Raw genomic sequence first — 25,375 nt, forward strand, 5'->3', positions numbered from 1 at the left:
GGCTTTTTTTGTCTTAATACTTTCCTTATTTTTACAACATGATTTCTCCACAGGATTTTCAAAAGCTAAAATATGATACTCTTAAGTATTTCTGGGGCTATACCGGCTTCAGAGATTCTCAGGAAGAAATTATCAATGCTGTTATCAATGAAAAAGACAGTCTGGTACTTCTTCCTACAGGGGCCGGTAAGTCATTATGTTACCAGCTGCCTGCTTTATTAAAAGAAGGAACCTGTCTGGTGATCTCCCCTTTGCTGGCTTTAATGAAAGACCAGGTGAATCAGCTAAAATTCCGTGGTATAGAAGCAGAATACCTGTCATCTGAATTGGATGAATATGATGCTGAAGCTATTTACAATCGTTGCAAAGAAGGTCTTACCAAGCTGCTTTATGTATCTCCTGAAAGACTAACCAATATTCAGTTTCTTCAGAATATCGAAGAAATAGAGCTATCATTCATTGCTGTTGATGAGGCACACTGTATTTCTGAATGGGGACAGGATTTCCGTCCAAGCTATCAGAATATTAAAGGTTTCAGAATGAATAATCCGGAAACTCCATGCCTGGCACTTACTGCAACTGCAACTCCAAAAGTTTTGGAAGAGATCAAAAATAAGCTTGAGCTGAGAAATCCGGCTGTTTTCCAGAAAAGCTTTAAAAGAAATAATATCAAAATCTTTACAGAAGAGGTTTCCGATAAATTTCAGCGGGTTCTGGATATTTTAAAATACAATACAGATTCAGGAATTGTTTACGTAAGAACCAGAAAAGAAGCTGAACTGCTTTCAGAGTTTTTAAAGAAAAATCAGCTAAAAAATGTAGATTATTTTCATGCAGGCTTAACTACAAAGGAAAAGAATACAAGACAAAACACCTGGAATAATAGTGATAATCAGGTCTTAATTTCTACCAATGCCTTTGGGATGGGAATTGACAAGGATAATGTTCGTTTTGTGCTCCACTACTCACCTGCTGCTTCAATTGAAAATTATTACCAGGAAATAGGAAGAGCCGGAAGGGATGGTAAGGAGAGTTTTGCGTTTATGCTTTGGAACAAACAGGAGCTTTTGAACTTTGATCAAATTCTCAAAAACCAGATTCCCAACAAGGCTGAATTTTTAAAGATCATCAGCTACCTCTACTCTATTTTTCAGGTAGCAGAATTTGAGTTACCCGAGAAAACATTCCAACTGAATACAACCGGAATACAAAACTTTACCAGGTTATCAAAAGCCAAAATCAATAATGTCCTCAATTTCCTTCATAACCAGGAAATCATTTACTACAATGACAATAAAAGCCTGTCATCTTTGGAGCTTTTTATTAAATCTGATGAAATAGATCAGCTGCCACAAAAAGATGCATATTTCATAGAGCTTTTACTCCGCACTGTGTCCGGAATTACAACCCATAAAGTGATGTTCAGTGAACAACAGGTAAGTAATAAAATTGGAGTGGGTATTCCTTTAATCAAAGAACGTCTAAAGGAGCTTCAACAGAGAAACTATCTTGAATATCTGGACGGAGCTTTATCGAGTATCAAATTTCTGAAACCTCGTGATGAGAGAGCTGTCAATAATGCTTATTGGAAACTTTTTGAACATATTCAACGAAATAAGATTCAGAAATGGGAAGAAATGAAATTCTATGTTGAAGATAAGGATTACTGTAAAATGAAACTTATTCTGGCTTATTTCGGGGAAAAAAATTCAAAAAACTGCGGCCAGTGTTCTGTTTGTGAAAAGAATAAACAGTCTATTTTTGGCAAAAACATTTCCCAGCAGATCATTAATTTACTGGCAAAAAAATCAGCAACCATCGAAGAACTTTCTGTACAGCTAAGTTATCATTCCAAAGAAAGCATATTGGAAAACTTAATTTTTCTATTAGACTCCGGAAAGGTAAAAATGTTGAATTTCAGAACCTATGCACTTAATCATGGGTAATGAGTAATGAAATGATTTGCATTTTAAAAAGACCATTTCTCTTCTCCTAAGTCTCATATGCTACCCACTCTCAGAGCAAAAACTTATCTTTGCATTATGAAATCATTGAAAGTCGTTTTTTTAGGTACTCCTGAGTTTGCAAAAACTTCTTTGGAGGCTATTCATCAATCTCATCATCAGGTTGTAGGTGTGGTAACTGTAGCGGATAAAGCAAGCGGACGTGGCCAGAAAATAACCCAATCACCAGTAAAAGTGTATGCTTCAGAAAATAATATTCCTGTTTTTCAGCCGGAAAAATTAAGAAATCCTGAATTTTTAGAAGAACTCAGAAAACTGGATGCTGATGTTTTTGTAGTGGTAGCTTTTAGAATGATGCCTAAGGTTCTTTTTGAAATGCCTAGAATGGGAACATTTAACCTTCATGCATCCTTACTTCCTGACTACAGAGGTGCTGCTCCTATCAACTATGCAGTTATTAACGGGGAAGAAAAAACTGGAGCAACTACGTTCTTCATTAATGAAAAAATTGATGAAGGAAATATTCTTCTTCAGGAAGAGCTTGAAATTCTACCGGATGAAAATGCAGGAGGTCTTCATGACAGATTGATGGAAATGGGTTCAAAATTAGTCGTAAGAACATTAGATGGATTGGCTGACAATGCTATTGAAGAAAAACCTCAACCCCAGGTTGAGCACCCGAAAAATGCCTATAAAATATTCAAAGAGGATACTAGAATCAATTGGTTGGCACCCTCTAAAACTGTACATCAGTTTATTCTGGGAATGTCGCCTTATCCTGCTGCTTTCACAACTTTGAAAATTGGTGAAGAGGAAAAAGGATTAAAAATATTTAGTGGAAAATTTGAAATCTCCAATCATGGAAAGCCTGCCGGAACATTGGATATTTCAAAAAGTGAGTTCAAAATATACACTCAGGATGGTGTATACTTTCCCCAGGAACTTCAGTTAGAAGGCAAGAAAAGAATGACGGTAAAGGACTTCCTGAATGGTTTCAGAAACTTTGACGAAATAAGCCTGTAATTTTACGGTTGAATTTTAACCATACATAAAAGTCACAACAGGCATTTTTGTTGTGACTTTTCTTTTTTGAACCATTCAGGATCGTTAAGTCAAATAACTTTTTTAAGCAAAAAAAACATCGGATCTTATTCATCTTTCTTTACAATATTTTTACGAACTCTGCTGAGAGATTCAGGAGTTACTCCCAGATAAGCTGCAATTTGAATATTGGTAAGACGATGGGCTGTTTGGGGATATTTTTTTAAAAATTCAATATAGCGCTCTTCAGAAGACTTGCTTAAATTATCAATAATTCTGCGTTGTAATGCAATAATTGAACTCTGAAATTTAAGTCTCATTAATCTTTCCACTTCCGGCATCTCCTGGTAAAGCTTTTCTTTATCTTTTCTTGAAATCAAAAGAATTTCACTGTTTTCGAGTGCCTGAATGGTAAGCTTGGATGGAATCCTGTTGATGAAGCTGTCTATATCAGAGATCCACCAATTTTCAATAGCAAAATATAATATCTGCTCTGCTGCATTTCGATTGGTATGAAAAACCTTAAAACAACCACTCACTACAAATCCTTCAAAATCACAGATACTTCCTTCCATTAATAAAAACTCTTTCTTTTTTATTTTTCGATGGGTAAAGGCATTGCAATATTTTTCCAGCTTTTCATCTGAAATTTCCACATACTCCCGGATATGTTTTTGTAAAGACTCGGTCATGGTTTAAAAATAAAAAAAGGTTTAGAAAAATCCTAAACCTTTTATTTCATTTTATAAACAATTATTCAAAGTGAAGTAAATTCACTATTGTCTATTTACTTATTATAGCTGTACCAATTCAGTAACCTCTACATCATATCCTCCAACCTGAGGCTTGATAGCAGGGTTTTGAGTGATTACTTTAAACTTATTAATTCCTAAATTCTTTAAGATTTGCGTTCCGATACCATAATCTCTATAGTTGTACGCTAAAGTAGGATGCTGCTCCTGCCCATCCTGATAGTTCAGGAATTGCTGAAGTTTTCTTAATGTATTTTCTGAATTTGAAACGTTATTGATGAAGATGATAGCTCCTTTTCCAGCTTCGTTCACCATATTGGTTACTTTTTCCAATAAAGGTTTTTCACCATTATTCAATCTTGTTAATACATCAAAATATGAGTCTGAAGACTGTACTCTTACCAAAACCGGCTCATCTACTGTCCATGCTCCTTTTGTCAATGCAAAATGGATCTGATCGTTAGAAGTCTCTCTAAATGCATAGAAGTCAAAGTCACCGTAATGTGTTTTTACTTTTTTCTCTTCCAGTCTTTCTACAAGATTCCCTTTTTTAAGCTGATAGTGAATTAAATCTTCAATAGAAACGATTTTCATATCGTGCTTTTGAGCAAATGTGTGAAGTTCAGGTAAACGCGACATTGTTCCGTCTTCGTTCATGATTTCACAGATTACTCCACCTTCCTTCAAACCTGCTAAATGAGTAAGATCAATGGCAGCTTCAGTATGTCCTGCTCTTTTCAATACTCCTCCTTTTCTGGCACGAAGCGGGAAAATATGTCCTGGTCTCATGAAGTCTGTAGGTTTGGATTTTTCATCCATCAAAGCTAAAATCGTTTTCGCTCTGTCTCCTGCAGAAATCCCTGTAGAGGTTCCGTTTCCTAAAAGGTCAACAGATACGGTAAAAGCAGTTTCTTTAGGATCACTGCTTCTGCTTACCATTACTTCTAGTCCAAGTTCATCACATCTTTTTTCAGGGAGTGGCATACAGATAAGCCCTCTTCCATGAAGCGCCATAAAGTTGATAATTTTTGGTGTTGTGAGTTCTGCTGCGCAAAGAAAATCTCCTTCATTCTCTCTGTCCTCATCATCTACTACTATGATTATTTTCCCATTTCTAAGGTCTTCAATAGCCTCCGGAATAGTATTTAATTTAATCTCAGACATTTTTACTTTTTATTTGTGTGCAAAGATACTCATAAAAATAAGCATCTGCCAATTTATATGAATGGTTTATTACGCTTCGGATAAGGAGTTCACCGCTTCTCTGATAATCTCGTAAGATCTTACTCTTTTCTGATGATCGTAAATATGTGAATTAATCATCAGTTCATCTACATTAAACTTTTCCTGAAAATCTTTAAGCTTTGTCTTAATTTCATCCTGATTTCCGATAAACGTATATCTCAGCTTCTGCAAAACCATTGATTTCTCCATAGGTGACCATATTTCATCCATATCATCTACCGGTGGGGCAAAAGGTTTTCTGTCGTTTCTTATAATATTGATGAACGCCTGAAATAAAGTTGTAGAAATTTTATGAGCTTCCTCAGAAGTTTCTGCTGCTACTCCATTCACACAGGCAATGATATAAGGTTTCTCTGAATAGACTGAAGGTTGAAAATGTTCTCTGTAAATTTTAAAAGCCATTTCCATCTGTTCGGGAGCAAAATGTCCTGCAAAAGCGTAGGGCAGACCAAGTTCTGCAGCCAGCCAAGCACTATCTGTACTGGATCCTAAAATGTACAATGGAATATCCAATCCTTCTCCTGGAATAGCGCGAACCATTGCATCAGCATTTTCCTTGGAAAAATATCGTTGAAGTTCCAGAATCTGTCTTGGAAACTGCTCGTTAATGATTGCAGGGTTTCTTCCTAAAGCCTGAGCAGTTAAGCCATCGGTTCCGGGTGCTCTTCCTAGCCCGAGATCAATTCTTCCTGGGAAAAGGGATTCCAATGTTCCAAATTGTTCTGCAATAATCAGAGAACTGTGGTTGGGAAGCATAATTCCTCCTGATCCTACTCTGATTTTTTTTGTTCCATTGGCGATAAAACCTATTAATACGGAAGTGGCTGAGCTGGCAATGCTTTCCATATTATGATGTTCCGCCAGCCAGAATCTTTTATAGTCTAAGCCTTCTGCATGATTGGCTAAGGACAAACTGTCCTGAAAAGTATCATGAATGCTTTTCCCTTGCTTTACCGGTGCAAGGTCTAAAACAGAAATTTCAAAATTTTTCATATTGAGATGTTAATTTTTAGATTTTAAAAATCATACAAATTTAAAAAATCTGAATTGCATTAGTTACTTTTTGTAATTAATAGGATCTATTGGTGAGTTCAGGGAAAAACTATTGGAAAATTTCATTTGTCTAATATTTCTGTGCTTTAAAATAAACACTGATCAATTATTTAAGATCATTAATAAACCGGATACGTCCTTTTTTATAGAAAATATTTTTAAACTCCTTGTTAACATCTATTGCGTTATTATAATTGAGTAACACTTTTACAACCTGATTTCCACAAGCAACATACCTTATTCTGTCTAAAGAGATCTCATTGCCAGCTTTTATTGTTTTTACAGAGTCTTCTTTATTAAATATTCTTGGTTCCACATAGGTAAAGCCTTCAAAGCCTTTCATCTTTACAAATTTAAAATCATTGCCTAAAATTTCTGATATTAAACGAGTGGAAGAATGAATTTCTTTATTGCTCCTAATTTTATGAGAAATAACCGTATTAATATTCAAAGTATCATTTTCCCTTTTAAATTTCCAGGTCATCTTCTCTCTGTCATTTTTAAACACCATCATTGAATCATTTATTTTACCAATAAAATAACTATTGAAAAAATAACTGTTTCCTTTATTTCCGATCAGATAATTGCTCTCTTTATCATCTTTATTCATAATATACCTGGAAGGAGTAGTTGAAACATAAAATACATTATTATCCTTTGTATTTACAATGATATACTGAATTTCTGTCCTATATTTTTTTGAATTATAATCTGGATGATTTGTTCTCTGAGTGTTGTTAAAATATAAATATTTAAACTGGTTGTATCTTATATATACTTCATATTCTTCTTTCTGGTTCTTATCATACACTGTTATCAGTTGATCGTCTCCTTTGTCACATAGAAACCCAGGTTCGGCAGTTTCTTTATACATGACATAATATTTACAGCTCATCAGTGAAAACATCACCATAAAGCTTAGTATTATTTTAGTTTTCATCGGATTATTGTTTTTTTATATAAAGAAATGGTTCAACAGAATAAAATTTATTGTAGGGAACAAAATGATACGGACAGTAGGTGAGCCAATGAATCAAATGTTGAGCATCCCATTTTGCAGAATTATACTGGTTAATATTGACTCCATATCCAACATTATTTTCTGTATATCTGGCGCTAAGCTTCCATAAGCTCTTATTATATTTATATTGATCTTCATCTTTATAGGTAACCATAGAAGCCCCAATATCATAACTTAGCTGAAATGTCTCATCTGTATATCCTGTAAATTTATGATAAGACAACTCCAATGAGGCATCTCGTATATCTTCAGCTTTTCTCCAACTTGCTGTATAGGACAACCCTCCTCCTCCTGTATAATAACGGTCTTCCCCGTCGCCCAAAAACATTTTAGCAAAAAAGCTCCCATCGTTATAGGTGAATGCCTGAACTCCTTTAACATTGAGACCGGCAAAGCCCACTCTTTGAGTTTCTCTCTTTTTATCTGTTGTGAAAATAAAGTTGGTTCCTAGCGATCCTGAAACAGAATAAGGATTATTTAATGCTGGAATCGTAAAATCTCCAAAATATTTTAAGGGATTATGAGTATCTGTATTGTAATCAAAGCCTGAAGTAAGTGTTAAAGCAAAGATGGCATCTAAAATCATACGATTAGCAGCAGATTTCCTTACATTATCACTTCCTAAACCACCATTATAAAGGTGAATTTCAGTATTCAGAGAGGGGTAAAAACTTTTACTCAGCCAAGTATTTGCAACTCCAAATGAAGTGGATATCTTAAAAAATAAAACCGGTTCATTTTTTAATCTGTTCTTATTCTCTTTACTTGTAAAATTAATACTGGCTTTCAGCGTCGCTCCAAACTGAAAATTATCCGAAGATTTCTCCTGAGCATGGTATAATCCGCACGCAAAAGAACACACTGAGATTAATATTGTTTTCATGGGCATTAGTTTATCATAAAGCTATAAACTAATGCCATCGTATACCATACCCCTTTTGTGTTATTTTTATACTCATTTCTCAGGTTACTCTCGCTCTTTTAAAATAATCTCAAGTAATCCATTTATCACTTTCCTTTATATATTTATAAATAATTGAAAATAATTCAAAATAAAGAGACATATTTATTATATTCGCATAACCAATTCGAAAAATATTTATCATGAACAAAAAAATTAATGACTTGTTTTCTCAGAAAGTATTCACAAAAAAAACTTTCATAATGAGCGTTGTGATGGCTGCAACTTTAACTTCTTGCAGTAAAAACAATGACGAAATTACAACCGAAACCCAAGCCAATGCAGTAAATGCTGCCCATCTTAAAAAAGGGCAATTGGGAGGTCAGGAAATTACTTATGAAATAAAAAATGGACTAAATTTTTTCCAGGGAGACATCGTTCTTTCCGATCAACAATTATCAGAAGGTGGCACAGCCAATAAAGGAGGCGCCAGTTTATACAAATGGCCAAGTGGTAAAATATATTACACAATTGCCAGCAATATGGGCTCTATCAATGTTAATAAAATCAATACTGCTGTAAGTGAATATAATAGCAAAACCAATACTCAGTGGATTCCACGTACCAATCAATCTAATTATGTTGAGTTTATCTTCGGAAGTTCAAACGGATCAGATGGATGGGCTCATATAGGATACCAAGGCGGAAAACAGACTGTTTCTTTGGATCAATATATTTCGGTAGGATCGGTGATTCATGAAATGGGTCATACGGTAGGGCTTTATCACGAACATGCCCGTAAAGACAGAGATCAGTATGTAAGCATTCAGTGGAATAATATTCAGGACGGACAGGCTTATAATTTTAATAAATATACTTCCGGAACAGATATAGGTCCTTTTAATATCAATTCTGTAATGATGTACTGGCCAAATTCTTATTCTAAAAATGGTTTACCTACCATTAAAAGAGCAGACAACACTAATTTCACCTACAACAGAACAGGATTTACAACCGGAGATATCAATACCATTAATACAATGTACCCATAAATCTCAAACTCCTATTAATTTAATATCATTCAAGCAAGAAAAGAATTCCCTAGGAATTCTTTTCTTTTTTATAATTGTAATGATTGATTAAAATTCTGATTTCATTAAATTCAAAATGGTTGGGTAAAGCATTCTTCCACTCTGTTAACGTCTCATGTGGATTTTTATAAAATTCATCTTCAAATGCTTTGATTTTATCTGAAGTAATCACTCTTGCAATATCTAGCAATCCCTGTTCTGCAAACTTGGCAAGATGGCCAATGACGGTTTCTTTCACCAATCCTCTTTCCAATGCAATTTCACCAATTGTTTTTCCTTGTTCAAAAAGTTGAAAAGTTAGAACCTGTGAAGGAACTTTAGCAATTTTCATGCTGACTTCTTTATCATTCTTTTCATCAAGAAGCTTTACTTCAAGAAGGTGAATATCCTTTAAACTATTTAGGTATTCTTCAATATCTTCCAGCCAGCTTTTCACTTCTTCATTGTATTGTTTCAGACCTTTTGCTCCTTTAATTTCAGCATAAAACTCTTTCAATGGATCGAAAATTTTATTTCGGGTTTCGGTAAAGAAGAAATTAACCGCACCTTTTGACTTGCTTTCAATTTCGGACCACTCTTCTTTCTGCTCAATGAAATTATTCACCTTTTGAAAGATTACACGTTCCAGTTTTTCAAAGATTTTCCCAAGATTGGTAGCTTCATGTTTCAACTGAAGATACAGCTGATTAGCTTTAGCACGGTCTATATTTTTAGTGGTAAGAGAAAGCTTGTTCCACTCTTCTACTTCATTTAAAAACCATTGACAATTCACAGTACGAAGTACTTTTCTAATACTATAATCGTATTTCTCCTGGTTCAAAATAGCATCTATATGATCGTTGGCAACCGTATTGCTATGGAATTGCAGGATTCTGTTGTCTTTAAAAATAACTTCAGGAGTGATTTTTGATTTTAAAACAATTCCTTCCAATGTTCGGCAACGTGATAAGGCTACATAGACCTGACCGGCAGTAAAACTTTTTCCGGCATCAATAATTACTTTATCAAAGGTAAGCCCCTGGCTTTTATGAATGGTAACAGCCCAGGCTAATTTGATAGGAAATTGTTCAAAACTTCCTAAAACTTCTTCCTTGATCGTTTTATCTGTATCCAGAAAATATTTTTTCTGTTCCCAGGTTTCTTTTTTTACGGTAATTTCTCTTTCGCTTTCATCCAGAACAACACGAATTTCATCATCATCCAACCCAATAATTTCTCCAAGCTTTCCGTTAAAATATTTCTTCTCTCCGGAAATATCATTCCTGATGAACATAATCTGGGCGCCTATTTTAAGTTCCAAGAACTGGTCATTGGGAAATTGATTTTCTTTAAAATCTCCAACAAGCTTGGCCTCATAGGTTTTAGGATCTATTTTTATCTCCTTCAGTTTTTCCTGGTTGATTTCATCTGCCATTTTATTGTGAGAACACAGATAAACGTAAGATTCTTTCCCCATATCAAAATCAGGATCGTATCTTTTATTCAGATGGTTGAAATCTATATTATCTACATCACCATCACGAATAGCGTTCAATATTTCTAAGAATTCCTGATCAGACTGTCTGTAGACTTTTGTAAGCTCAATGGTAACAATCGGAATGTCTTTAATGGCATGACTGTCAAAAAAGAAAGGAGAATCATAATACATTTTTAGGATGTGTTCATCTCTTACCACTGGCGGAAGCTGAAATAAATCCCCAATGAACAACATCTGTACTCCACCAAACCTTTGATTATTTCTCCTGATAAATCGTAAAGAAAAATCCATCATGTCCAGTACATCAGCTCTCAACATGGAAACCTCATCAATAATAATAATCTCAACTTCTCTTAGAAGCTTAAGTTTATCTTTACGGTATTTAAAATGAGGCATCAGATCAGCAATATTATTTGCCAAACTGGTATCTATTCTTTCTGTGGTAGGTAAAAAAGTTCTCAGTGGTAATCCAAACATGGAATGGATGGTCACTCCACCTGCATTAATTGCTGCAATCCCAGTAGGAGCAATCACTACATGTTTTTTCTTTGTTCGTCTTACAAAATCGTTAAGAAACGTTGTTTTACCTGTTCCTGCTTTTCCAGTCAGAAAAACACTTCTGTTGGTATACTCTATTAAGTCAAAAAAATGATTGTTCATCGTTGTCAAAAATACGGAAATGAATTTGATTTTCTTACCTTGGCATAAGTTTTGAAAAATCTTAAAAAGAAAAAAGTCAATTGTGAAAAAAATTTTCCTGCATATCCCTGCAATAGTATTATGTACTACATTAACTCTGGTTTCCTGTAATTCAACAAAAAATCTTGATACTAATCTTCCCATAGATATTAGCAACAGACCTGCTGATGAAGACAGTCAAAAGTATGATCAGGCACAGCTGGATAAATTAAAAGCTTCCATTGAATCTGAAGCTAAAGGGGAAAATTGTACAAATGCCAGCGACTGGACCTTTGCTCCCATGGGCATAAAGTCCTGTGGTGGACCTCAGCAATATATCGCTTATCCTAAAAAAATTGAGTCCTCAATTTTACCAAGAATTAATGAGTATACGGATAAAGTAAGGATTTTTAACGAAAAATATAATATTATGTCTGACTGTGTGATGATTACGCCTCCGTCATATATCAAGTGTATTGATGGAGAAGCAAGATTAATTACCCCAGACTCAAAATAAAAATAAAGCAAAGGTTCTATATCAAATCAACACAAAAGGCTTGATATACAAAGCTCCGTCGGAAGACAGAGCTTTTGTTTTTTTATGTATTAGATTCAAACCAGAGACCTGGAAGTTTCATATCAAGACTTGCTGTTCAATCAAAAATCTTGCATCCGAAACTCAAACCATACATCTCGTATCCTATTCTTTACAATTCGTAATTTTTCACATTCTCTTTATACCATGATGAGTATTTCACATAGTTATCTGCAATTCTGTTTACTTCGCCTTCCAATAGCTGAGCGTTGATATCCTTGATCTTTTTGGCAGGAACTCCACCCCAGACTTCTCCGGATTTAATATGTGTTCCCTGAGTTACTACAGAACCAGCTCCTACAATTGAATTTTCTTCAACCAGACAGTCATCCATCACAATCGCTCCCATTCCGATCAGTACATTATCTTTGATTGTACATCCATGAACAATAGCATTGTGACCAATGGAAACATTATTTCCAATATTCAGTGGATGTTTCTGATAGGTACAGTGCAGCATTGCATTGTCCTGAACATTTACTTTATCACCCATCTTAATATAGTGAACATCACCTCTGATCACTGCATTATACCAAACGCTGCAGTCTTTTCCCATCGTAACATCTCCAATAATGGTAGCTGTTTCAGCTAAAAAAGTATTTTCTCCGATCTGTGGTATTTTTCCTAAAAGTTCTTTTATAAGTGCCATAGTTTTAATTTGAAAATTTGAAAATAAGCCTGTTTGAAAGTCATGATTTTTACCTTCTGCTTTTTAGTATCTAACTTCTAAATTACAGTGATAGCAAAAATCTAACTCCCAATTTACAGCTTCTAACTTCTAATGCGTATTTTTGTATCTCAAATTTAACGAAAAAATGCGTACCGTACTTATAGAACCAACTGAAAACCCAAAAGTGATGAAATTTGTAGCAGATTACAACTTGATTCCAGGGTCTTTGGAGTTGGACAGAAATTCAGATATTTCAGAAATTCCTTTGGCACAGGAACTTTTCAATTATCCGTTTGTAGAAAGAATTTTCATCACAGCTAATTTTGTAGCAGTAGCAAAACAGGATACTATCGAATGGGAACATGTAGCTGAAAGCCTGAAAAATGTGATTGAAGACGAATTATTGGCCAATCCAAGAATTTATCTTCAGAAGAAAAAAGAAATGTATCAGATCTATTCTGAGATGACGCCTAACCCGAATGTAATGAAGTTTGTTTCCAGCAAACTGCTTATGGAAGGCTTTATAGAAGTAAAATCAAGAGAAGCAGCAGCTGAGGTTCCTTTAGCGGCAGCTATCTTTAAGGAATTTAATTTTGCAACTGAGGTTTTCATTTCAGATAACTTTGTAGCAGTTACCAGAGATAACTCTGTGGAATGGCATGAAGTAATGATGACCGTGCGTGCTCTTATTGCTGAGTATCTTCAAAATGGTGGTGAAATTTCAAACATTGAACCGCAGAAACACGAAAACCCTGTAGAAAAGATCATCAACAGAGACTATACTGATGATGAGCAGAAGATTTCTGATATCTTAAATGAATATGTGGCTCCGGCTGTAGAAAATGATGGTGGAAAAATTTCCCTTATGGAATATGATGAATCTACCAAAACAGCTAAAATGCTTTTACAGGGAGCGTGTTCAGGATGTCCAAGTTCTACGGCTACTCTAAAGAACGGAATTGAAAATATTTTAAAACAATTCGTTCCGGACCTTGTAGAAAGAGTGGAAGCAGTAAACGGATAATCAGGAGTTCATGATCCCTTCAAAAAAGATCCTCATCATTATTGGAAGCGCTACCAACAATTCCAGTAATCAGAAACTGATAGAACAGGTATTGGATAAGAATCCCAATATTACATTCCAGATGTATGATGATCTTTCTGTTCTTCCTCATTTTGATACGGCATTAACGGATGTTGATACGCCTGAGGAAATTATGAAGATCAGAGAAGATATTGAAGATTCAGCAGGTGTTATTATTTCTACTCCGGAATATATTTTCAGTATTCCGAGCAGGGTAAAAAACCTCTTGGAATGGTGTGTTTCCACGAATGTTTTTCTGGATAAGCCTGTTGCCATCATTACAGGTTCTGCCCATGGAGAGAAAGGTCATGAAGAATTATTATTGATTTTAAAAACCCTTGGTGCTGTCATTGATGATAAACATCAGCTTTTAATCAAAGCGATAAAGGGTAAGTTTGAGCCTGATGGCTCAGTTGAAAACAATACCTTTGCTAAAGTATTAGAATTGGTAACAGATTTTGAAAAGTCTGTTTCATCATTAAAATAAAAAAATTGAATAAAAAAGGAATTTTACTGGTCAACCTTGGATCACCAAGATCTACGGCTGTAAATGATGTAAAGGAATATCTTGATGAATTTTTGATGGATGAAAGGGTAATTGATTACCGTTGGATCTTTCGGGCGTTGCTTGTTCAGGGGATTATCCTGAAAACAAGACCTGCTAAATCTGCCGAAGCCTATAAAACGGTATGGACGGATGAAGGTTCACCCTTGATCGCCATTACTGAAAAGATTCAGAAAAAGCTTCAAAAACTGGTAGACGTACCTGTGGAAATCGGGATGAGATATGCTGAACCCAGTATTGAAACCGGAATTCAAAAACTGGTGGATCAGGGAATTTCTGAAATCGTTCTTTTCCCGCTTTACCCTCAATATGCAATGAGTACTACAGAAACTGTTATTGAAAAAGCAGAAGAGGTAAGAAAAAAGAAATTTCCAACCGTAAAGATCAATTATATTCAACCTTTTTACAACAGAGATATCTACATCAACTGTCTTGCTGAAAGTATCAAGGAAAAACTTCCTGAGAATTTTGATGCTCTTCAGTTTTCTTATCACGGAGTTCCGGAAAGACATCTGTATAAAACAGATCCTTCCAACACCTGTAAAATTGATGATGCCAATTGTATCAACAGTCAGGTAGATACTCATAATGCTTACTGTTACAGACATCAATGTTATAAAACCACTGAGGCAGTAATTGCCAAGATGGGACTTCCAAAGGAAAAAACAATTGTTTCTTTCCAGTCAAGATTAGGAAAAGACAAATGGATTGAGCCTTATACAGATGAAACCCTGGAAACCATTCCTCAAAAAGGTGTTAAAAATCTAGCTGTGGTTTGTCCTGCGTTCGTATCAGACTGTCTTGAAACACTGGAAGAAATTTCTGTAGAAGGAAAAGAGCAGTTCATGCATGGTGGTGGGGAAAACTTCCACTACATTCCCTGTCTGAATGATGAAGACCGATGGATAGAAGTGGTAAAAACACTTTGCGAAGAAAAACTGAATGATTTTTATTTAGTATAATCATTTATCACAATATAAAAGGGCTGCCTCATCTTAAGGCAGCCCTTTTTATTTTTATGGGATATTCTTTATAATTAAAAATTATCATACGAACCAAACCATGCAAACTCTGTAGTATGCGGAACAGAAACTTTGTTTCCAGCTTTATCATACAGGGTTATTCTGGTCATTGTTTCAGATTCTCCATCCCAGGTTCTTCCTACCCAGTTATGATCCAGCTTAAATCCTTCTTTGAACATTTGCTCCGGAACATGAATGGATGTAGAAGTTGGAGTAAAATACTTCGTATACGATCTTGTTATATAGGCCCCTGAACTATTACTTCTGAATGAAACATCAATATCCATTCTTGAGAATTCGTTGGTATTGTTAGAATTCGCTTTCAGGTTTAGCACTTTTACCCCTCCAAATCCTGTCCAACGTTTATCTCCTTTATAAACATAAGTTACAAGTTTAGCTCTATCAACACTTGTAGGATTGTCCAATTCAAGAGTTTCATCAGTAGCTACACTTCTCATTTGAGTAAAAATAGGGTAACCATAGAAATTAGAATCAAATTTCACATTGAACATAGAATACAGGTTATCCAAGGAATTTCCCCAGAAAGGCTCTGTACTCTTATCTCCTGTAGTCATAACCGTTACTACAGATTTTGATAAAATTTCCGTTGTTTCCTGGTTATATCCACCACCACCTGATACTTTCCAGATATTAAAGGTAGCCTCAATAGCAGATTTTACTTTTTCGTAAGAATATTCACTTTCAATCGCTAAATAAGCATATTTTCCATAAGTTACCTGCTTAGTAAAGTAAGGTTTGCTGGTAAAATATTGAGAAGGAACACCTGTCTGCTGAATGGTTTTAGCATCGTTATTGTACTCCGGTGATTTAAAAAATCCATTTTTGCTAGGTTCGAATATTACATCGAATGAAGTTGCTACAAGTCTTGCAAAATAGATACTCTTATATTTTGTAGTATGTGTATTTTGAGACATTTTTGTAGTAAAAATGGTTCCTAAACCAACATTAAAAGAAAGTGCCTTCTGAACATCTGAATAGCTATAACATTCTGTTGCTGAATAATCAACACTTTTTTTCACCCCTGAATTGATGTAATCATTGAAATTTTTAGATGTAACTGCCTGAGACAGCATATTATTATAGGTAGTAAATCCTTTTGGACTATCTATTCCTTCAATAACATAAGGATTAGAAAATGAGAAAATCAAATCATATGGATTCTTATCATAATTAACTTCTGAATCAAATGTAAAATTTTCAATTCTGTTTAAAGGATATACCGCTCCCGGATATATTGTTGAACTGTTAACACTGATATTTTTCCCTGTAGCCGGGTTAACTCCTGAAGCTCCCGCTTTTGTACTGTTATCTCCAACAAAGATGTGATCTTTATCAATAGTAGAGACATCCCAACTAAAAGGCTGAGTGTCGAAACGACCCATTTTTTGAGATTGATCAGAATGTAGAAATTCTTCATTGTTATTATCCCTTACACAGGAAATAAGGCACAGAGAAACTGCGCAGCAAAATAAAATAATCCGCTTCATTTTTTTATATTTTTTTATTAGAATCCCCATTAATAAATGGGGTCAGCGAATTTAAAAAAATATATTTCAACAAGAAGTGACTTCATAAATCAAAAATTAAATAAATGAGAAATATCATTATTAAGTGAATAATACACCCGAAATTTGTCTAGCTTTCAAATTAAATTTATAGAGAACAATACATAAAAAACCAAAAATAGCTTTAAGATAAAGGATTTCACAGGTTTATCATTTGATGTCAAACCTGTAAAAACAAAAGAATCTGCCTCTATTGAGGACAGATTCTTTATTTAAGATATATAAAAGATTATTTTTTAATTAAGTTTCCAGCTTTCTGTCCGTTCACGGTTACAACATAAACACCAGGAAGCATATTGGATGGCAGCTTTATTTCCAGTTTATTTGTCCCATCCGTAAGATTAACTTTTTCAGAAAGTTCTTTTCTTCCTGTTAAATTAACCACTTCTACAGTTCCTTTACCTTCTTTTCCATTAAACAATACAGTAAACCTGTCTGTTGCCGGATTTGGACTGATCGTATAAGGAGACTCATTAGCTGCTGATGCAATAAGTCCTGCCGGAGAGGTACCGCCTCCAACACCTACTGCATTCCAGGCATTAGTCACCTGTGTTACTTCATTACTTCCTGCCCCATACAAATCTGTAGCAGCTTGTAAAGAATATGTTCTTGTATTCGCATAATTGGAACTAGAAGTAAGGTAATTAGTCAGTGTTCTATAAGCAATTGCAGCTGCTTTATCGAATCCTATTCCTGAAACATTATAGGCAAAACCTTTATCATTAGTTCCTGTACCTCCTGTTACCAATAAATAATACCAAAAGTTAAGAACTCCCGAGTTGGTATGAACTCCACAATAATCATTGGACTGGCTAGGAGTTACACAACCTGAGGTAGTGGTAGTTTTCCAGTAGGTTCCCATATAAGTATCCGGCTGGCTGTAAGCATTAGGGTTTGCCATATTTCTGATCACATAACTGAAATCTTCGCCCAATGTCCAACTCGCCTGACTTGGTCTGGCCCATTTTTCTATTGTATTACCAAAAATATCTGAAAACCCTTCATTCAGAGCTCCCGGTTCTCTTTGATATACCAAATTCGCAGTTTTAGAGGTCATTCCATGTGTAATTTCATGTCCACAAACATCAATGGCTGTCAGAGGCTTTCCTCCGTTTGTGGTAGAACTTCCGTCACCATAGGTCATTCTTGAGCCATCCCAAAATGCATTGAAATAATTGGTGGAATAATGAACATATGATTTTATAGCAAAATGATTGTTATCAATACTCTTTCTGCCAAATTTTGTATACAAGTAATCTACCGTCATTTCTGCTCCCCAGTGCGCATCTGTTGCATACTGGTCTTTATTGGTATTTACATTATTCCAAACATTGTCAGAGTCTGTAAAATCTACTGCCGTTGAGTAATTTGTTCCTTTTTTTAAGTCATAAGTTTCAACAGCTGTTCCACCGTTTCTTCCGGTCTCTCTTAGTCTGTAACTTCCATTATAAGAGTCTGCAACAATATTTCTGTTTCCGCTATAACCTGTTGTAGCTGTTCCCGGTGTATTAATATCATGAATCAATGCGTCAGTTCCTAATATCTTTCCATTTTTTGCATCTACAAAAACATATTGCCTGCTTAATGGCTTTTCTGCATAAATATCAAATTTATAGGCTAAGGTAAGATCATTTAGCTTTTCGTCAGTAGGTTCTGAATAGTAAACCAGCTCACCCTTGGGTGCAAAACTGGCATTTTTATCATTTGTTTCTCTTTTAATAAAATCTTCTTCATCTTTATTCTGCCATTTATAAGATTCTGCCCCTACAAATGATAAGGCATTTTGCAGCGCTATACTTTCAGAAAGGTTTGCCTGTTTCTCAACGCTTTGAGGAACATCAAGAATCCATTTTCCTGTCTGTCCTACTATTTTACCGTTTTTAGTTTGTACAGCCATCATTCCATATTCTACAGGAATACCATTCACTGTTTGCTGGAATCTGTGAGTTTCAAACCCTAGCTGGTCTGTTTCAGCACCCAATTTACGAGATTGCCCCGGTGAAAGTCTTTCAGATCTTTCATCAAATAAAACAGGACTTCCCTGAAAAGCAGGCCCGTTTTTATCAAATCTTAGAAATTCTGCGTGTAATCCATTTTTACCGGAAATTACTTTTGATGGAGTGTTTTGTCCAAAAACGAAGGAGCAGGCTGCAACGCTGACTGCTAAAATAAATTTTGTTTTCATAAATAATATTTGTTAAGTGTGAAACGAAGGTATAAACTTTTCACAACAAAATGATATATATGTTATTTAAAATTCAATTGAAAATATAAATCATTAAACAAACCACAATAACGATTTTAAAACAAAGAGAAATAATTAAACATAATTTTATTATTATAAATAGTTTTCATGAATTAATTTCACAAAAATCATCCTTTTGTGAATTATTATTTTCATTATGCGTCGCATTTTATTGGATAAAATTATCCTTATTTGATATTTTGGATAAAAAAATAAGGTTATCTCTTTCGAAATAACCTTTATTATCATTTAATATTGATTTTACATTTTTATTTTCTAACCGGAGTCCTGAATTCTCCATACCCCATCAATCCATCATAATTACGCCCAAAAGGGGCAAAGTAAAGAAAAGCCTGGTAAAGGTTTTCAGTCTGCCAGAAATTACCATTCACCTCACCAAAATCTAAAGGTGCATCCCCTTGTTTTGTGGCAAGAATATAGTTATAAAACCCTTGCTTCAGAAATAATTTAGCAACATATTGTTTCGTTGCAGCATCATATTGCATCTGATTTTCTTTGCCAGGTTTAAAATTATTGAATCCTCCAAGAATATAAATGTCTTTATCTACCGGATCTGATTCCAGATAAAAATATACCCAGGAATAATCTGCTTCTCTTTCAGCATCCCTTTCTCTTCCCAGGTCATTTCTTCTATAGTACCAGGCTCCGTTTACATCGGGTTGGTACTGATAATTTAAAGGAAATGCCCAAACCGGATATAAATACGTATGATTGACATCATCTTTAACTTCTACGGCACGAACCATATCCGCAGGAGTCGTCATGTTTTTATTATCGAAATAATAAAATTCATTATCTCCGGGGAAAGCAAGATTCATTTGCTGGAAAAGCAGCTGGTTCCCCAAAACAGAACTTGGTTTCAAATTGGAAACCGTCATATTGGGATTGTTATTCTGCATCACATTCAAACTCATAGAGTTTACATTGGAAGAAAGATCACCAGCTTTCGGTAAAGCCTGTATTTCTACTCTCTGATTGATATTAGGATTTTTGGCATCTGCTATTCTTGAAACATTCACGCCTAAAGTCGCCATATCTTCCACCAGATAAAATCTTCTTTTAAAAAGCGGTTTATCTACAGAATCTTTGTAAACAATCAGTTCATAATTTCCTGATATTTTCGGTTGAATTTTATCATTAGGAAAAGTCAGCTTATAATGAGTATATGCCTGTAAAGTGTTGAATGAATATTGAAACTTGTCTAAAAGCGCATTCATAGTACCAGTGGCAAATTCCGTAAAGAACAAATTATCATCATTCCAGTTTCTGTCATAATGTTTGATGGTATATCTGTAGATCTCACTACCATTGGTAAGATCATCAAAGCTTAGCACCAATTGTTCACCGAATTTGATGACCGGCGTTTCATCATTCGTCTGTGGGTTGAATAGCTGGATACTTTGGATATTTTGTCCATAAACCAGTCCACCCAGGGAAAGTAAAAGTATTCGCAAAGTTTTCATTATGACGAAGATAACGAAAAATAGCCATTTTCTTAATAATATCGTATTTTTGAATAAAAATATTCAGATTATGCTTCAGATTCAAGGTTTCGTATGCAACTTCGCGAGTGAGAATACCTATATTCTTTATAATGAAAATAAAAATGCCTGGTTAATAGATCCAGGAAATATGAATGAGCAGGAAACCCAAGCCATTGATAATTTTATCAAAGAAAAAGAACTGAACATTCAGAAAATTCTTTTAACTCATGCACATATTGACCATGTTTTGGGGCTTCAGTGGGCATTTGATACATTTAAAGTTCCTGTGAATATGCATCAGGAAGATCAGGAAGTTCTTAATATGCTTCAGGCGAGTGGAATGAGATTCGGATTCCCTGTTGATCCTGTAAAAGTAGATATCGAATACATTAACGAAGGAGAAGAACTTGAGCTGGATGGAGAGAAATTCAAAATTTATCATGTTCCTGGACATTCTCCGGGAAGTGTTGTTTATCACAACGAAAATCAGAAATTCATGATCTCCGGTGATGTACTTTTTGAAGGTAGTATCGGCAGAACAGATCTTTACAAAGGAAATTATGACCAATTAATTGATGGTATCAAAACAAAACTTTTCGTACTGGACCCTGACACACAGGTTTTCTCCGGTCATGGAAACCCTACTTCGATTGGTTTTGAAAAGCAGTATAATCCGTTTTTTAAATAGGCAGGAATCGGGTTTTAGAGTCGGAAAGTTTGAGGATATAGGTGCTACACACATCTTTATCATGCTGGAAGAATCTAAGTATTGTATTTAAAACAATAAGGATTGCTGTGAAATAAGATATTTAATCTCCCACAGATTACGCAGATTTCTATTTATAATTAAAACGGTTTAATCTACATCGTCTGCGAGCGAAATAACAAAACCGTCAGGACTAGGCCCTGGCGGTTTCATGTTATAAAGAAATAGAGTTTAGAAATCTAAAGTAATAGATGCTCTGGCAGCTGCTCCCATAATAGGTCTTGCCATTCTTATATTTCCGGCTACAGTCTGAGACCTTGGATCTCCTTCTGTAATTCCGATCGTATTAAAGATATTGGTTCCATCTACTGCAAAGCGAATTTTTCCTAACTGATAAGACATTCCGGCTCCAAATTCAGTAAATGAAGGCAGAATATTATCATCTGTATTTCCTTCATTCTGGAAACGTTTTCCATAATAATTCATGCTCACATACGCTCTCCATTCTTTGGTAATATTCACCGCAGGTGCAATATTGAAATAGAACTTAGGAATTCTTCTTACAATATTTCCACTATAATCGAAGGTAGTACCATCAGCATTTCGTCCGTTAAAATCTTTATATTTCGGATTCTGAATGGTTCCGTTGAAAGTAACTTCAAAGACATTATTGAATAATCTCGCATATCCTTCAATTTCTACCCCAAAATTGGTAGTATTGGCAAATTTATTTTCCGAAGTTCCGTCTGAGTAAACATCTGTAAATGAAAGGTTTTTAAGTGCCGAATAGAAAGGAATCACTGCAATATCGAAAGTACGGGAATAATACTTATACCCTACTTCCAACTGGTTGGTTAATACAGGTTTTACAACACTTAAATTTCCTATATTATTGTAATACGCTTCTTCATTTGGAGATCTGAATCCGTGAGAAAAACGGGCATATATTGCATTTTCACGATTGATCTTATAATTAGATGCCAATGTATAAGAGATTTTATTAATATCGTAATACCAATAGGTAAACTGATTTCCGAGTACATTCATATGGTCATCAGCAGTCGTGGTATCAAAACCATGAGTTCCATCAACGGTTAACCCTGAATTATTAAGATTGGCTGTAGTCGTATTAACTTTGTATCCTCTGTAGAAATCGCGGCTGTAGCGGATTCCTCCATTAAAGCTTAATGCATCCGTCACATTGTAATCCAGATTTAAATAAAGATCATTCAGACTTCCCTGGATCTGTGAATCTCTAAGCAAAGTAGACATATCCGTCACTCCGTTATACGTTTTAGAATATCCTACACTGCTTGGACTAAGAGATGGATCTACCAGGTTTAGCAGCTCGGGCCTGTCTGTAGCAGTAGTCAGGATATTACTCCAGTTCCAGTATTGATGGGATTTCCAGTTTGATTTATAAAATCCGGCCGTTACATTTCCCTTGTCGAATTTATAATTGAACTGTAAATCATTCACAAAATTATTCATCTGCTTATCAATCGCCCAGAACCCTAGTTTTTGAACAAATTGAGGATCCACCAATGCTCCACTGCTTACCATAGAGTATTGGTAATTGGTCATTCCCATACCTTTCGCAAAATCTGCTCCGGTTTGAGGCGCTCCTGCCGGGAAAATTCCCGTATAGTTCATATCTATATTGGTGTACCGGGTTTTATTTAAAACGCTGAAGTTTCCACCCAAGTCATATTTAAATTCTGCTCCCAATACATCTACTTTCGGATGAATTCCATCTTCCAGGTTTCTGCTGAAAAAACCGCCTCCGGCCTGTGGAATGTTTAACTGACTGATGGCTCTGTAACTGTACGTTCCATAATTAGGATCAAAACCGTTGAATCCTTTTAATTTATCTCCATCTTGCGTCAATGGAATCGGAAGGAAGAAGGTATTTCTGTCATCCAGTTTTTTATAATACACTTTAACGTAGCCTTTATCAAAGACATACTTCAGATTCATTCTGATCTGCCCACCATTATTAGCTTTGAATCCTGTTTTTCTGATTCCGTCATCTGATCTATAGAAACCACCTATATTGAAGAATAATTTATCTTTCACCAAAGCACCCCCCACATTAAGATCTGTACGCATTAATCCATAAGTACTGGTTTCAAGCTTGGCAGTTCCTTTAAAGTCATTAGTTCCTTCTTTGGTAATAAAGTTGATAAGCCCTCCCGGAGAATTATTGGCATAAATAGACCCTGACCCTCCTCTTAAAGCTTCCAGACGGCTTACAGAATTATCTACACGGAAAAAATTATCTGCATTGGCAAACTGAAGTGCTCCATCTTCAAAAACCGGAAGACCATCTTCCTGAACCTGCACAAATTCGTATGCTCCTGCAGACGGAATTCCTCTTGCAAAAAGGTTATTTCCAACCTCTCCTCCTGAAGTTTCCACAGCAAATCCCGGAACTCTCTGTAGCAAAGCTGCTGCACTGATGGGATTCTGCTTTTGAATTTCCTTGGCACTGAATGTGGAAATAGCAGTACTGGATTCTATTTTTTTCTTGGGATTGGAATTCCCTGTAATGACAACCTGATCGATAGAAGAAACCTTCACAGAATCTTGTGGAGTTTCCTGTGCATATGCTTTATTGAAATATAATACAGCAGTTGCGGCAATTAAAAAGATTGATTTTTTTTTCATAGCCCTATTTTTTATTGTTAGTTTCAGTTTTGTTGTAGTTTTAAATACACTCCATTCGTCCAACCGAATCCGTCCTGATTGGGATATTCCCCGCCTCCTGCAATTGTTTCCGTATCTAATGCATTGTATTTTTCCATCAATTTCCCAGTGTTCTTATACACTCTTTCCACATTTGAACACCAGTTGTTTTTAATAAGTTCCGCCTCATCATCAAAACCATAATTTTTCATGGCTTTAAAGCCAAGCCATTGATAAGGAGCCCATGCATTGGGTAAATCCCATTGTTGACCTGTTTTTTTAGTCGTAGTAACCAACCCTCCCGGATATAAAAATTTTTCAAAAATGGTTTCAGCCACTGCTTTGGCCTGTTTCTGATCTGCAATTCCCAGAAATAAAGGGTAAAGAGCAGCAATATGTTCAGACGTTGTTTTTGTGTTTTTTTGGATATGATAATCTTTGTAAATCTTCGTCTTTTCATCCCAGAAGTATTTATTAATCATATGTCTTCGGCTTGCTGCTCTTTCAGTAAAATAATTTTCTTTGTCTTTCAGATGCTGCAGCGCTGACGATTTTGCAAGTGTTGTTTCTAAATGCCATAAAAGACAGTTTAAATCTACCTGAGCAAGGTTCAGCGTTTCAATCGTCTGTATATGTTCTCCATCTGCAAACCATCTGCTGGAAAAATCCCAGCCGGATTCGCAGGCGCTTCTTATATTTCTGTAAAATTCTTCTCCTAATGCATTTTCCTGGTCTTCAATATCAATCAGATAACTTTCAGGACGAGGTTCGTTTTCTGTGTCATAATATCTGTTCAGGACATATCCATCCTTAGTTTTTACTACTCTTTTCAACCCTGTCCCAATTTTTGCTTCCTCTTCCCCGTCCATCCAGAAAGCATATTCTTTTTCTAAAGTATCATAATATTGAGTATAAACAGTTTCATCATTTTTAGTCTCAGCAAGAAGATCAAGCATCAGCGAAAAATAGGGAGGCTGTGAGCGGCTTAAGAAATGAGTCCTGCTGGCATTGGGAACAAATCCAACATTTTGAATCAGGTAAGAACAGTTTTCTACAATATTCTCCATCATTTCTACTCTACCTGAAACCTGTAGCCCAAGCATAATAAAATAGCTATCCCAATAAAAAAACTCATTGAAACGTCCACCCGGAACGATATAAGGTTTTGGTAATTTTAAAAGAGTGCCTTTTTCTTCGTAAGCTGTGCGTGTCAATTCATCCCAAAGCTTTTCTATATGCTGCCCGATTGGAAGATGATCTTCTCTACGGATAGAAACTTTAGCCCCTAGAAAATCAAAATAAGTCATCACAAAATTTTTCAGGTCGAAACCGGCAGCATTTTTTTCCTGTTCGTATGTTGCATTAATCTCCGCAATCGGAAATAAAGGAACGGCATCCGTCATCATTTTCTGATCTTCAAAAATCTTCGACTTTTGTACAGCATCAAAAAGTACCTGGATTTCTTTTATATAAAGCTGATTACTCATAA

At 35.3% G+C, this 25,375-nt stretch carries 20 protein-coding genes; 8 read left to right on the forward strand and 12 right to left on the reverse strand.

What is annotated here, in order from left to right:
• Nucleotides 1–38 precede the first annotated feature (38 nt).
• Together EL260_RS21470 and fmt are read left to right on the forward strand one after the other, a co-directional pair.
• A complete protein-coding gene (locus tag EL260_RS21470) occupies nucleotides 39–1,946 on the forward strand; it encodes a RecQ family ATP-dependent DNA helicase (RefSeq protein WP_123857540.1) in 1,908 nt (635 codons plus the stop codon).
• 96 nt (nucleotides 1,947–2,042) lie between these two features.
• Nucleotides 2,043–2,987, forward strand: coding sequence for a methionyl-tRNA formyltransferase (fmt, locus tag EL260_RS21475; RefSeq protein ID WP_123857541.1), 945 nt, complete (start codon nucleotides 2,043–2,045; stop codon nucleotides 2,985–2,987).
• A gap of 125 nt (nucleotides 2,988–3,112) precedes the next feature.
• On the opposite strand, the gene EL260_RS21480 is transcribed toward fmt, so the two are convergent.
• The 5 genes from EL260_RS21480 to EL260_RS21500 all read right to left on the reverse strand — a co-directional run bounded on the left by EL260_RS21480 (nucleotide 3,113) and on the right by EL260_RS21500 (nucleotide 7,959).
• Complete coding sequence (locus tag EL260_RS21480; RefSeq protein ID WP_123857542.1) at nucleotides 3,113–3,697, reverse strand: Crp/Fnr family transcriptional regulator; 585 nt, start codon at nucleotides 3,695–3,697, stop codon at nucleotides 3,113–3,115.
• 102 nt (nucleotides 3,698–3,799) lie between these two features.
• Entirely contained in the window at nucleotides 3,800–4,921 is a 1,122-nt protein-coding gene (gene ribB, locus EL260_RS21485) for a 3,4-dihydroxy-2-butanone-4-phosphate synthase (protein ID WP_123857543.1), read from the reverse strand.
• A 69-nt stretch (nucleotides 4,922–4,990) separates the two neighbouring features.
• On the reverse strand, nucleotides 4,991–5,995 hold the full coding sequence (locus tag EL260_RS21490) for an LLM class flavin-dependent oxidoreductase (RefSeq protein ID WP_123857544.1): 1,005 nt from the start codon (nucleotides 5,993–5,995) through the stop codon (nucleotides 4,991–4,993).
• Nucleotides 5,996–6,161: 166 nt separating this feature from the next.
• On the reverse strand, nucleotides 6,162–6,995 hold the full coding sequence (locus tag EL260_RS21495; RefSeq protein WP_123857545.1) for a hypothetical protein: 834 nt from the start codon (nucleotides 6,993–6,995) through the stop codon (nucleotides 6,162–6,164).
• 4 nt (nucleotides 6,996–6,999) lie between these two features.
• Nucleotides 7,000–7,959: a hypothetical protein gene (locus tag EL260_RS21500; RefSeq protein ID WP_123857546.1), complete on the reverse strand. Its 960-nt coding sequence runs from the start codon at nucleotides 7,957–7,959 to the stop codon at nucleotides 7,000–7,002.
• 221 nt (nucleotides 7,960–8,180) lie between these two features.
• Between EL260_RS21500 and EL260_RS21505 the strand changes: the two genes are divergently transcribed.
• Nucleotides 8,181–9,029, forward strand: a complete 849-nt coding sequence (locus EL260_RS21505) for a M12 family metallopeptidase (RefSeq protein ID WP_123857547.1) — start codon at nucleotides 8,181–8,183, stop codon at nucleotides 9,027–9,029.
• A gap of 49 nt (nucleotides 9,030–9,078) precedes the next feature.
• Here the strand turns inward: EL260_RS21505 and EL260_RS21510 are convergent, their stop codons facing one another.
• A complete protein-coding gene (locus EL260_RS21510; protein WP_123857548.1) occupies nucleotides 9,079–11,205 on the reverse strand; it encodes a helix-turn-helix domain-containing protein in 2,127 nt (708 codons plus the stop codon).
• 82 nt (nucleotides 11,206–11,287) lie between these two features.
• Between EL260_RS21510 and EL260_RS21515 the strand changes: the two genes are divergently transcribed.
• Complete coding sequence (locus tag EL260_RS21515) at nucleotides 11,288–11,740, forward strand: hypothetical protein (RefSeq protein ID WP_123857549.1); 453 nt, start codon at nucleotides 11,288–11,290, stop codon at nucleotides 11,738–11,740.
• Between the two features lie 190 nt (nucleotides 11,741–11,930).
• On the opposite strand, the gene EL260_RS21520 is transcribed toward EL260_RS21515, so the two are convergent.
• Nucleotides 11,931–12,467: a gamma carbonic anhydrase family protein gene (locus EL260_RS21520; protein WP_123857550.1), complete on the reverse strand. Its 537-nt coding sequence runs from the start codon at nucleotides 12,465–12,467 to the stop codon at nucleotides 11,931–11,933.
• Nucleotides 12,468–12,633: 166 nt separating this feature from the next.
• On the opposite strand from EL260_RS21520, the gene EL260_RS21525 reads away from it, so the two are divergent.
• The 3 genes from EL260_RS21525 to hemH are packed head-to-tail and all read left to right on the forward strand — an operon-like array spanning nucleotide 12,634 to nucleotide 15,099.
• On the forward strand, nucleotides 12,634–13,512 hold the full coding sequence (locus tag EL260_RS21525; RefSeq protein WP_123857551.1) for a NifU family protein: 879 nt from the start codon (nucleotides 12,634–12,636) through the stop codon (nucleotides 13,510–13,512).
• 10 nt (nucleotides 13,513–13,522) lie between these two features.
• Nucleotides 13,523–14,059, forward strand: coding sequence for an NADPH-dependent FMN reductase (locus tag EL260_RS21530; RefSeq protein ID WP_123857552.1), 537 nt, complete (start codon nucleotides 13,523–13,525; stop codon nucleotides 14,057–14,059).
• 5 nt (nucleotides 14,060–14,064) lie between these two features.
• Entirely contained in the window at nucleotides 14,065–15,099 is a 1,035-nt protein-coding gene (gene hemH / locus EL260_RS21535; protein WP_123857553.1) for a ferrochelatase, read from the forward strand.
• Between the two features lie 74 nt (nucleotides 15,100–15,173).
• Here hemH and EL260_RS25810 read toward each other — a convergent pair whose 3' ends face one another.
• The 3 genes from EL260_RS25810 to EL260_RS21550 all read right to left on the reverse strand — a co-directional run bounded on the left by EL260_RS25810 (nucleotide 15,174) and on the right by EL260_RS21550 (nucleotide 20,474).
• The gene (locus EL260_RS25810; RefSeq protein WP_185145926.1) at nucleotides 15,174–16,667 is read right to left on the reverse strand and encodes a hemolysin; all 1,494 of its coding nucleotides are present in this window, start codon (nucleotides 16,665–16,667) and stop codon (nucleotides 15,174–15,176) included.
• A 307-nt stretch (nucleotides 16,668–16,974) separates the two neighbouring features.
• A complete protein-coding gene (locus EL260_RS21545; RefSeq protein ID WP_123857554.1) occupies nucleotides 16,975–18,930 on the reverse strand; it encodes a M4 family metallopeptidase in 1,956 nt (651 codons plus the stop codon).
• Nucleotides 18,931–19,259: 329 nt separating this feature from the next.
• On the reverse strand, nucleotides 19,260–20,474 hold the full coding sequence (locus tag EL260_RS21550) for a type IX secretion system plug protein (protein ID WP_123857555.1): 1,215 nt from the start codon (nucleotides 20,472–20,474) through the stop codon (nucleotides 19,260–19,262).
• Between the two features lie 70 nt (nucleotides 20,475–20,544).
• Here EL260_RS21550 and EL260_RS21555 point away from each other — a divergent pair, with 70 nt between their 5' ends.
• Nucleotides 20,545–21,183: an MBL fold metallo-hydrolase gene (locus EL260_RS21555; protein WP_123860597.1), complete on the forward strand. Its 639-nt coding sequence runs from the start codon at nucleotides 20,545–20,547 to the stop codon at nucleotides 21,181–21,183.
• A gap of 249 nt (nucleotides 21,184–21,432) precedes the next feature.
• Here EL260_RS21555 and EL260_RS21560 read toward each other — a convergent pair whose 3' ends face one another.
• Together EL260_RS21560 and EL260_RS21565 are read right to left on the reverse strand one after the other, a co-directional pair.
• A complete protein-coding gene (locus tag EL260_RS21560) occupies nucleotides 21,433–23,868 on the reverse strand; it encodes a TonB-dependent receptor (RefSeq protein WP_123857556.1) in 2,436 nt (811 codons plus the stop codon).
• Nucleotides 23,869–23,891: 23 nt separating this feature from the next.
• The gene (locus EL260_RS21565; RefSeq protein WP_123857557.1) at nucleotides 23,892–25,373 is read right to left on the reverse strand and encodes a trehalase family glycosidase; all 1,482 of its coding nucleotides are present in this window, start codon (nucleotides 25,371–25,373) and stop codon (nucleotides 23,892–23,894) included.
• Nucleotides 25,374–25,375: the final 2 nt, after the last annotated feature.

Source organism: Chryseobacterium nakagawai, assembly GCF_900637665.1.
Lineage (GTDB): Bacteria > Bacteroidota > Bacteroidia > Flavobacteriales > Weeksellaceae > Chryseobacterium > Chryseobacterium nakagawai.

Excerpts from the sequence above, each read along its gene's own strand:
- EL260_RS21510 (WP_123857548.1), bottom strand. The coding sequence starts at position 11,205 with ATGAACAATCATTTTTTTGACTTAATAGAGTATACCAACAGAAGTGTT.
- EL260_RS21505 (WP_123857547.1), top strand. The coding sequence starts at position 8,181 with ATGAACAAAAAAATTAATGACTTGTTTTCTCAGAAAGTATTCACAAAA.
- EL260_RS21560 (WP_123857556.1), bottom strand. The coding sequence starts at position 23,868 with ATGAAAAAAAAATCAATCTTTTTAATTGCCGCAACTGCTGTATTATAT.
- EL260_RS21525 (WP_123857551.1), top strand. The coding sequence starts at position 12,634 with ATGCGTACCGTACTTATAGAACCAACTGAAAACCCAAAAGTGATGAAA.
- EL260_RS21490 (WP_123857544.1), bottom strand. The coding sequence starts at position 5,995 with ATGAAAAATTTTGAAATTTCTGTTTTAGACCTTGCACCGGTAAAGCAA.
- fmt (WP_123857541.1), top strand. The coding sequence starts at position 2,043 with ATGAAATCATTGAAAGTCGTTTTTTTAGGTACTCCTGAGTTTGCAAAA.
- EL260_RS25810 (WP_185145926.1), bottom strand. The coding sequence starts at position 16,667 with ATGAAGCGGATTATTTTATTTTGCTGCGCAGTTTCTCTGTGCCTTATT.
- EL260_RS21480 (WP_123857542.1), bottom strand. The coding sequence starts at position 3,697 with ATGACCGAGTCTTTACAAAAACATATCCGGGAGTATGTGGAAATTTCA.
- EL260_RS21470 (WP_123857540.1), top strand. The coding sequence starts at position 39 with ATGATTTCTCCACAGGATTTTCAAAAGCTAAAATATGATACTCTTAAG.
- EL260_RS21565 (WP_123857557.1), bottom strand. The coding sequence starts at position 25,373 with ATGAGTAATCAGCTTTATATAAAAGAAATCCAGGTACTTTTTGATGCT.
- EL260_RS21545 (WP_123857554.1), bottom strand. The coding sequence starts at position 18,930 with ATGAAAACAAAATTTATTTTAGCAGTCAGCGTTGCAGCCTGCTCCTTC.
- ribB (WP_123857543.1), bottom strand. The coding sequence starts at position 4,921 with ATGTCTGAGATTAAATTAAATACTATTCCGGAGGCTATTGAAGACCTT.
- EL260_RS21530 (WP_123857552.1), top strand. The coding sequence starts at position 13,523 with ATGATCCCTTCAAAAAAGATCCTCATCATTATTGGAAGCGCTACCAAC.
- EL260_RS21495 (WP_123857545.1), bottom strand. The coding sequence starts at position 6,995 with ATGAAAACTAAAATAATACTAAGCTTTATGGTGATGTTTTCACTGATG.
- EL260_RS21520 (WP_123857550.1), bottom strand. The coding sequence starts at position 12,467 with ATGGCACTTATAAAAGAACTTTTAGGAAAAATACCACAGATCGGAGAA.
- EL260_RS21555 (WP_123860597.1), top strand. The coding sequence starts at position 20,545 with ATGCTTCAGATTCAAGGTTTCGTATGCAACTTCGCGAGTGAGAATACC.
- EL260_RS21500 (WP_123857546.1), bottom strand. The coding sequence starts at position 7,959 with ATGAAAACAATATTAATCTCAGTGTGTTCTTTTGCGTGCGGATTATAC.
- EL260_RS21550 (WP_123857555.1), bottom strand. The coding sequence starts at position 20,474 with ATGAAAACTTTGCGAATACTTTTACTTTCCCTGGGTGGACTGGTTTAT.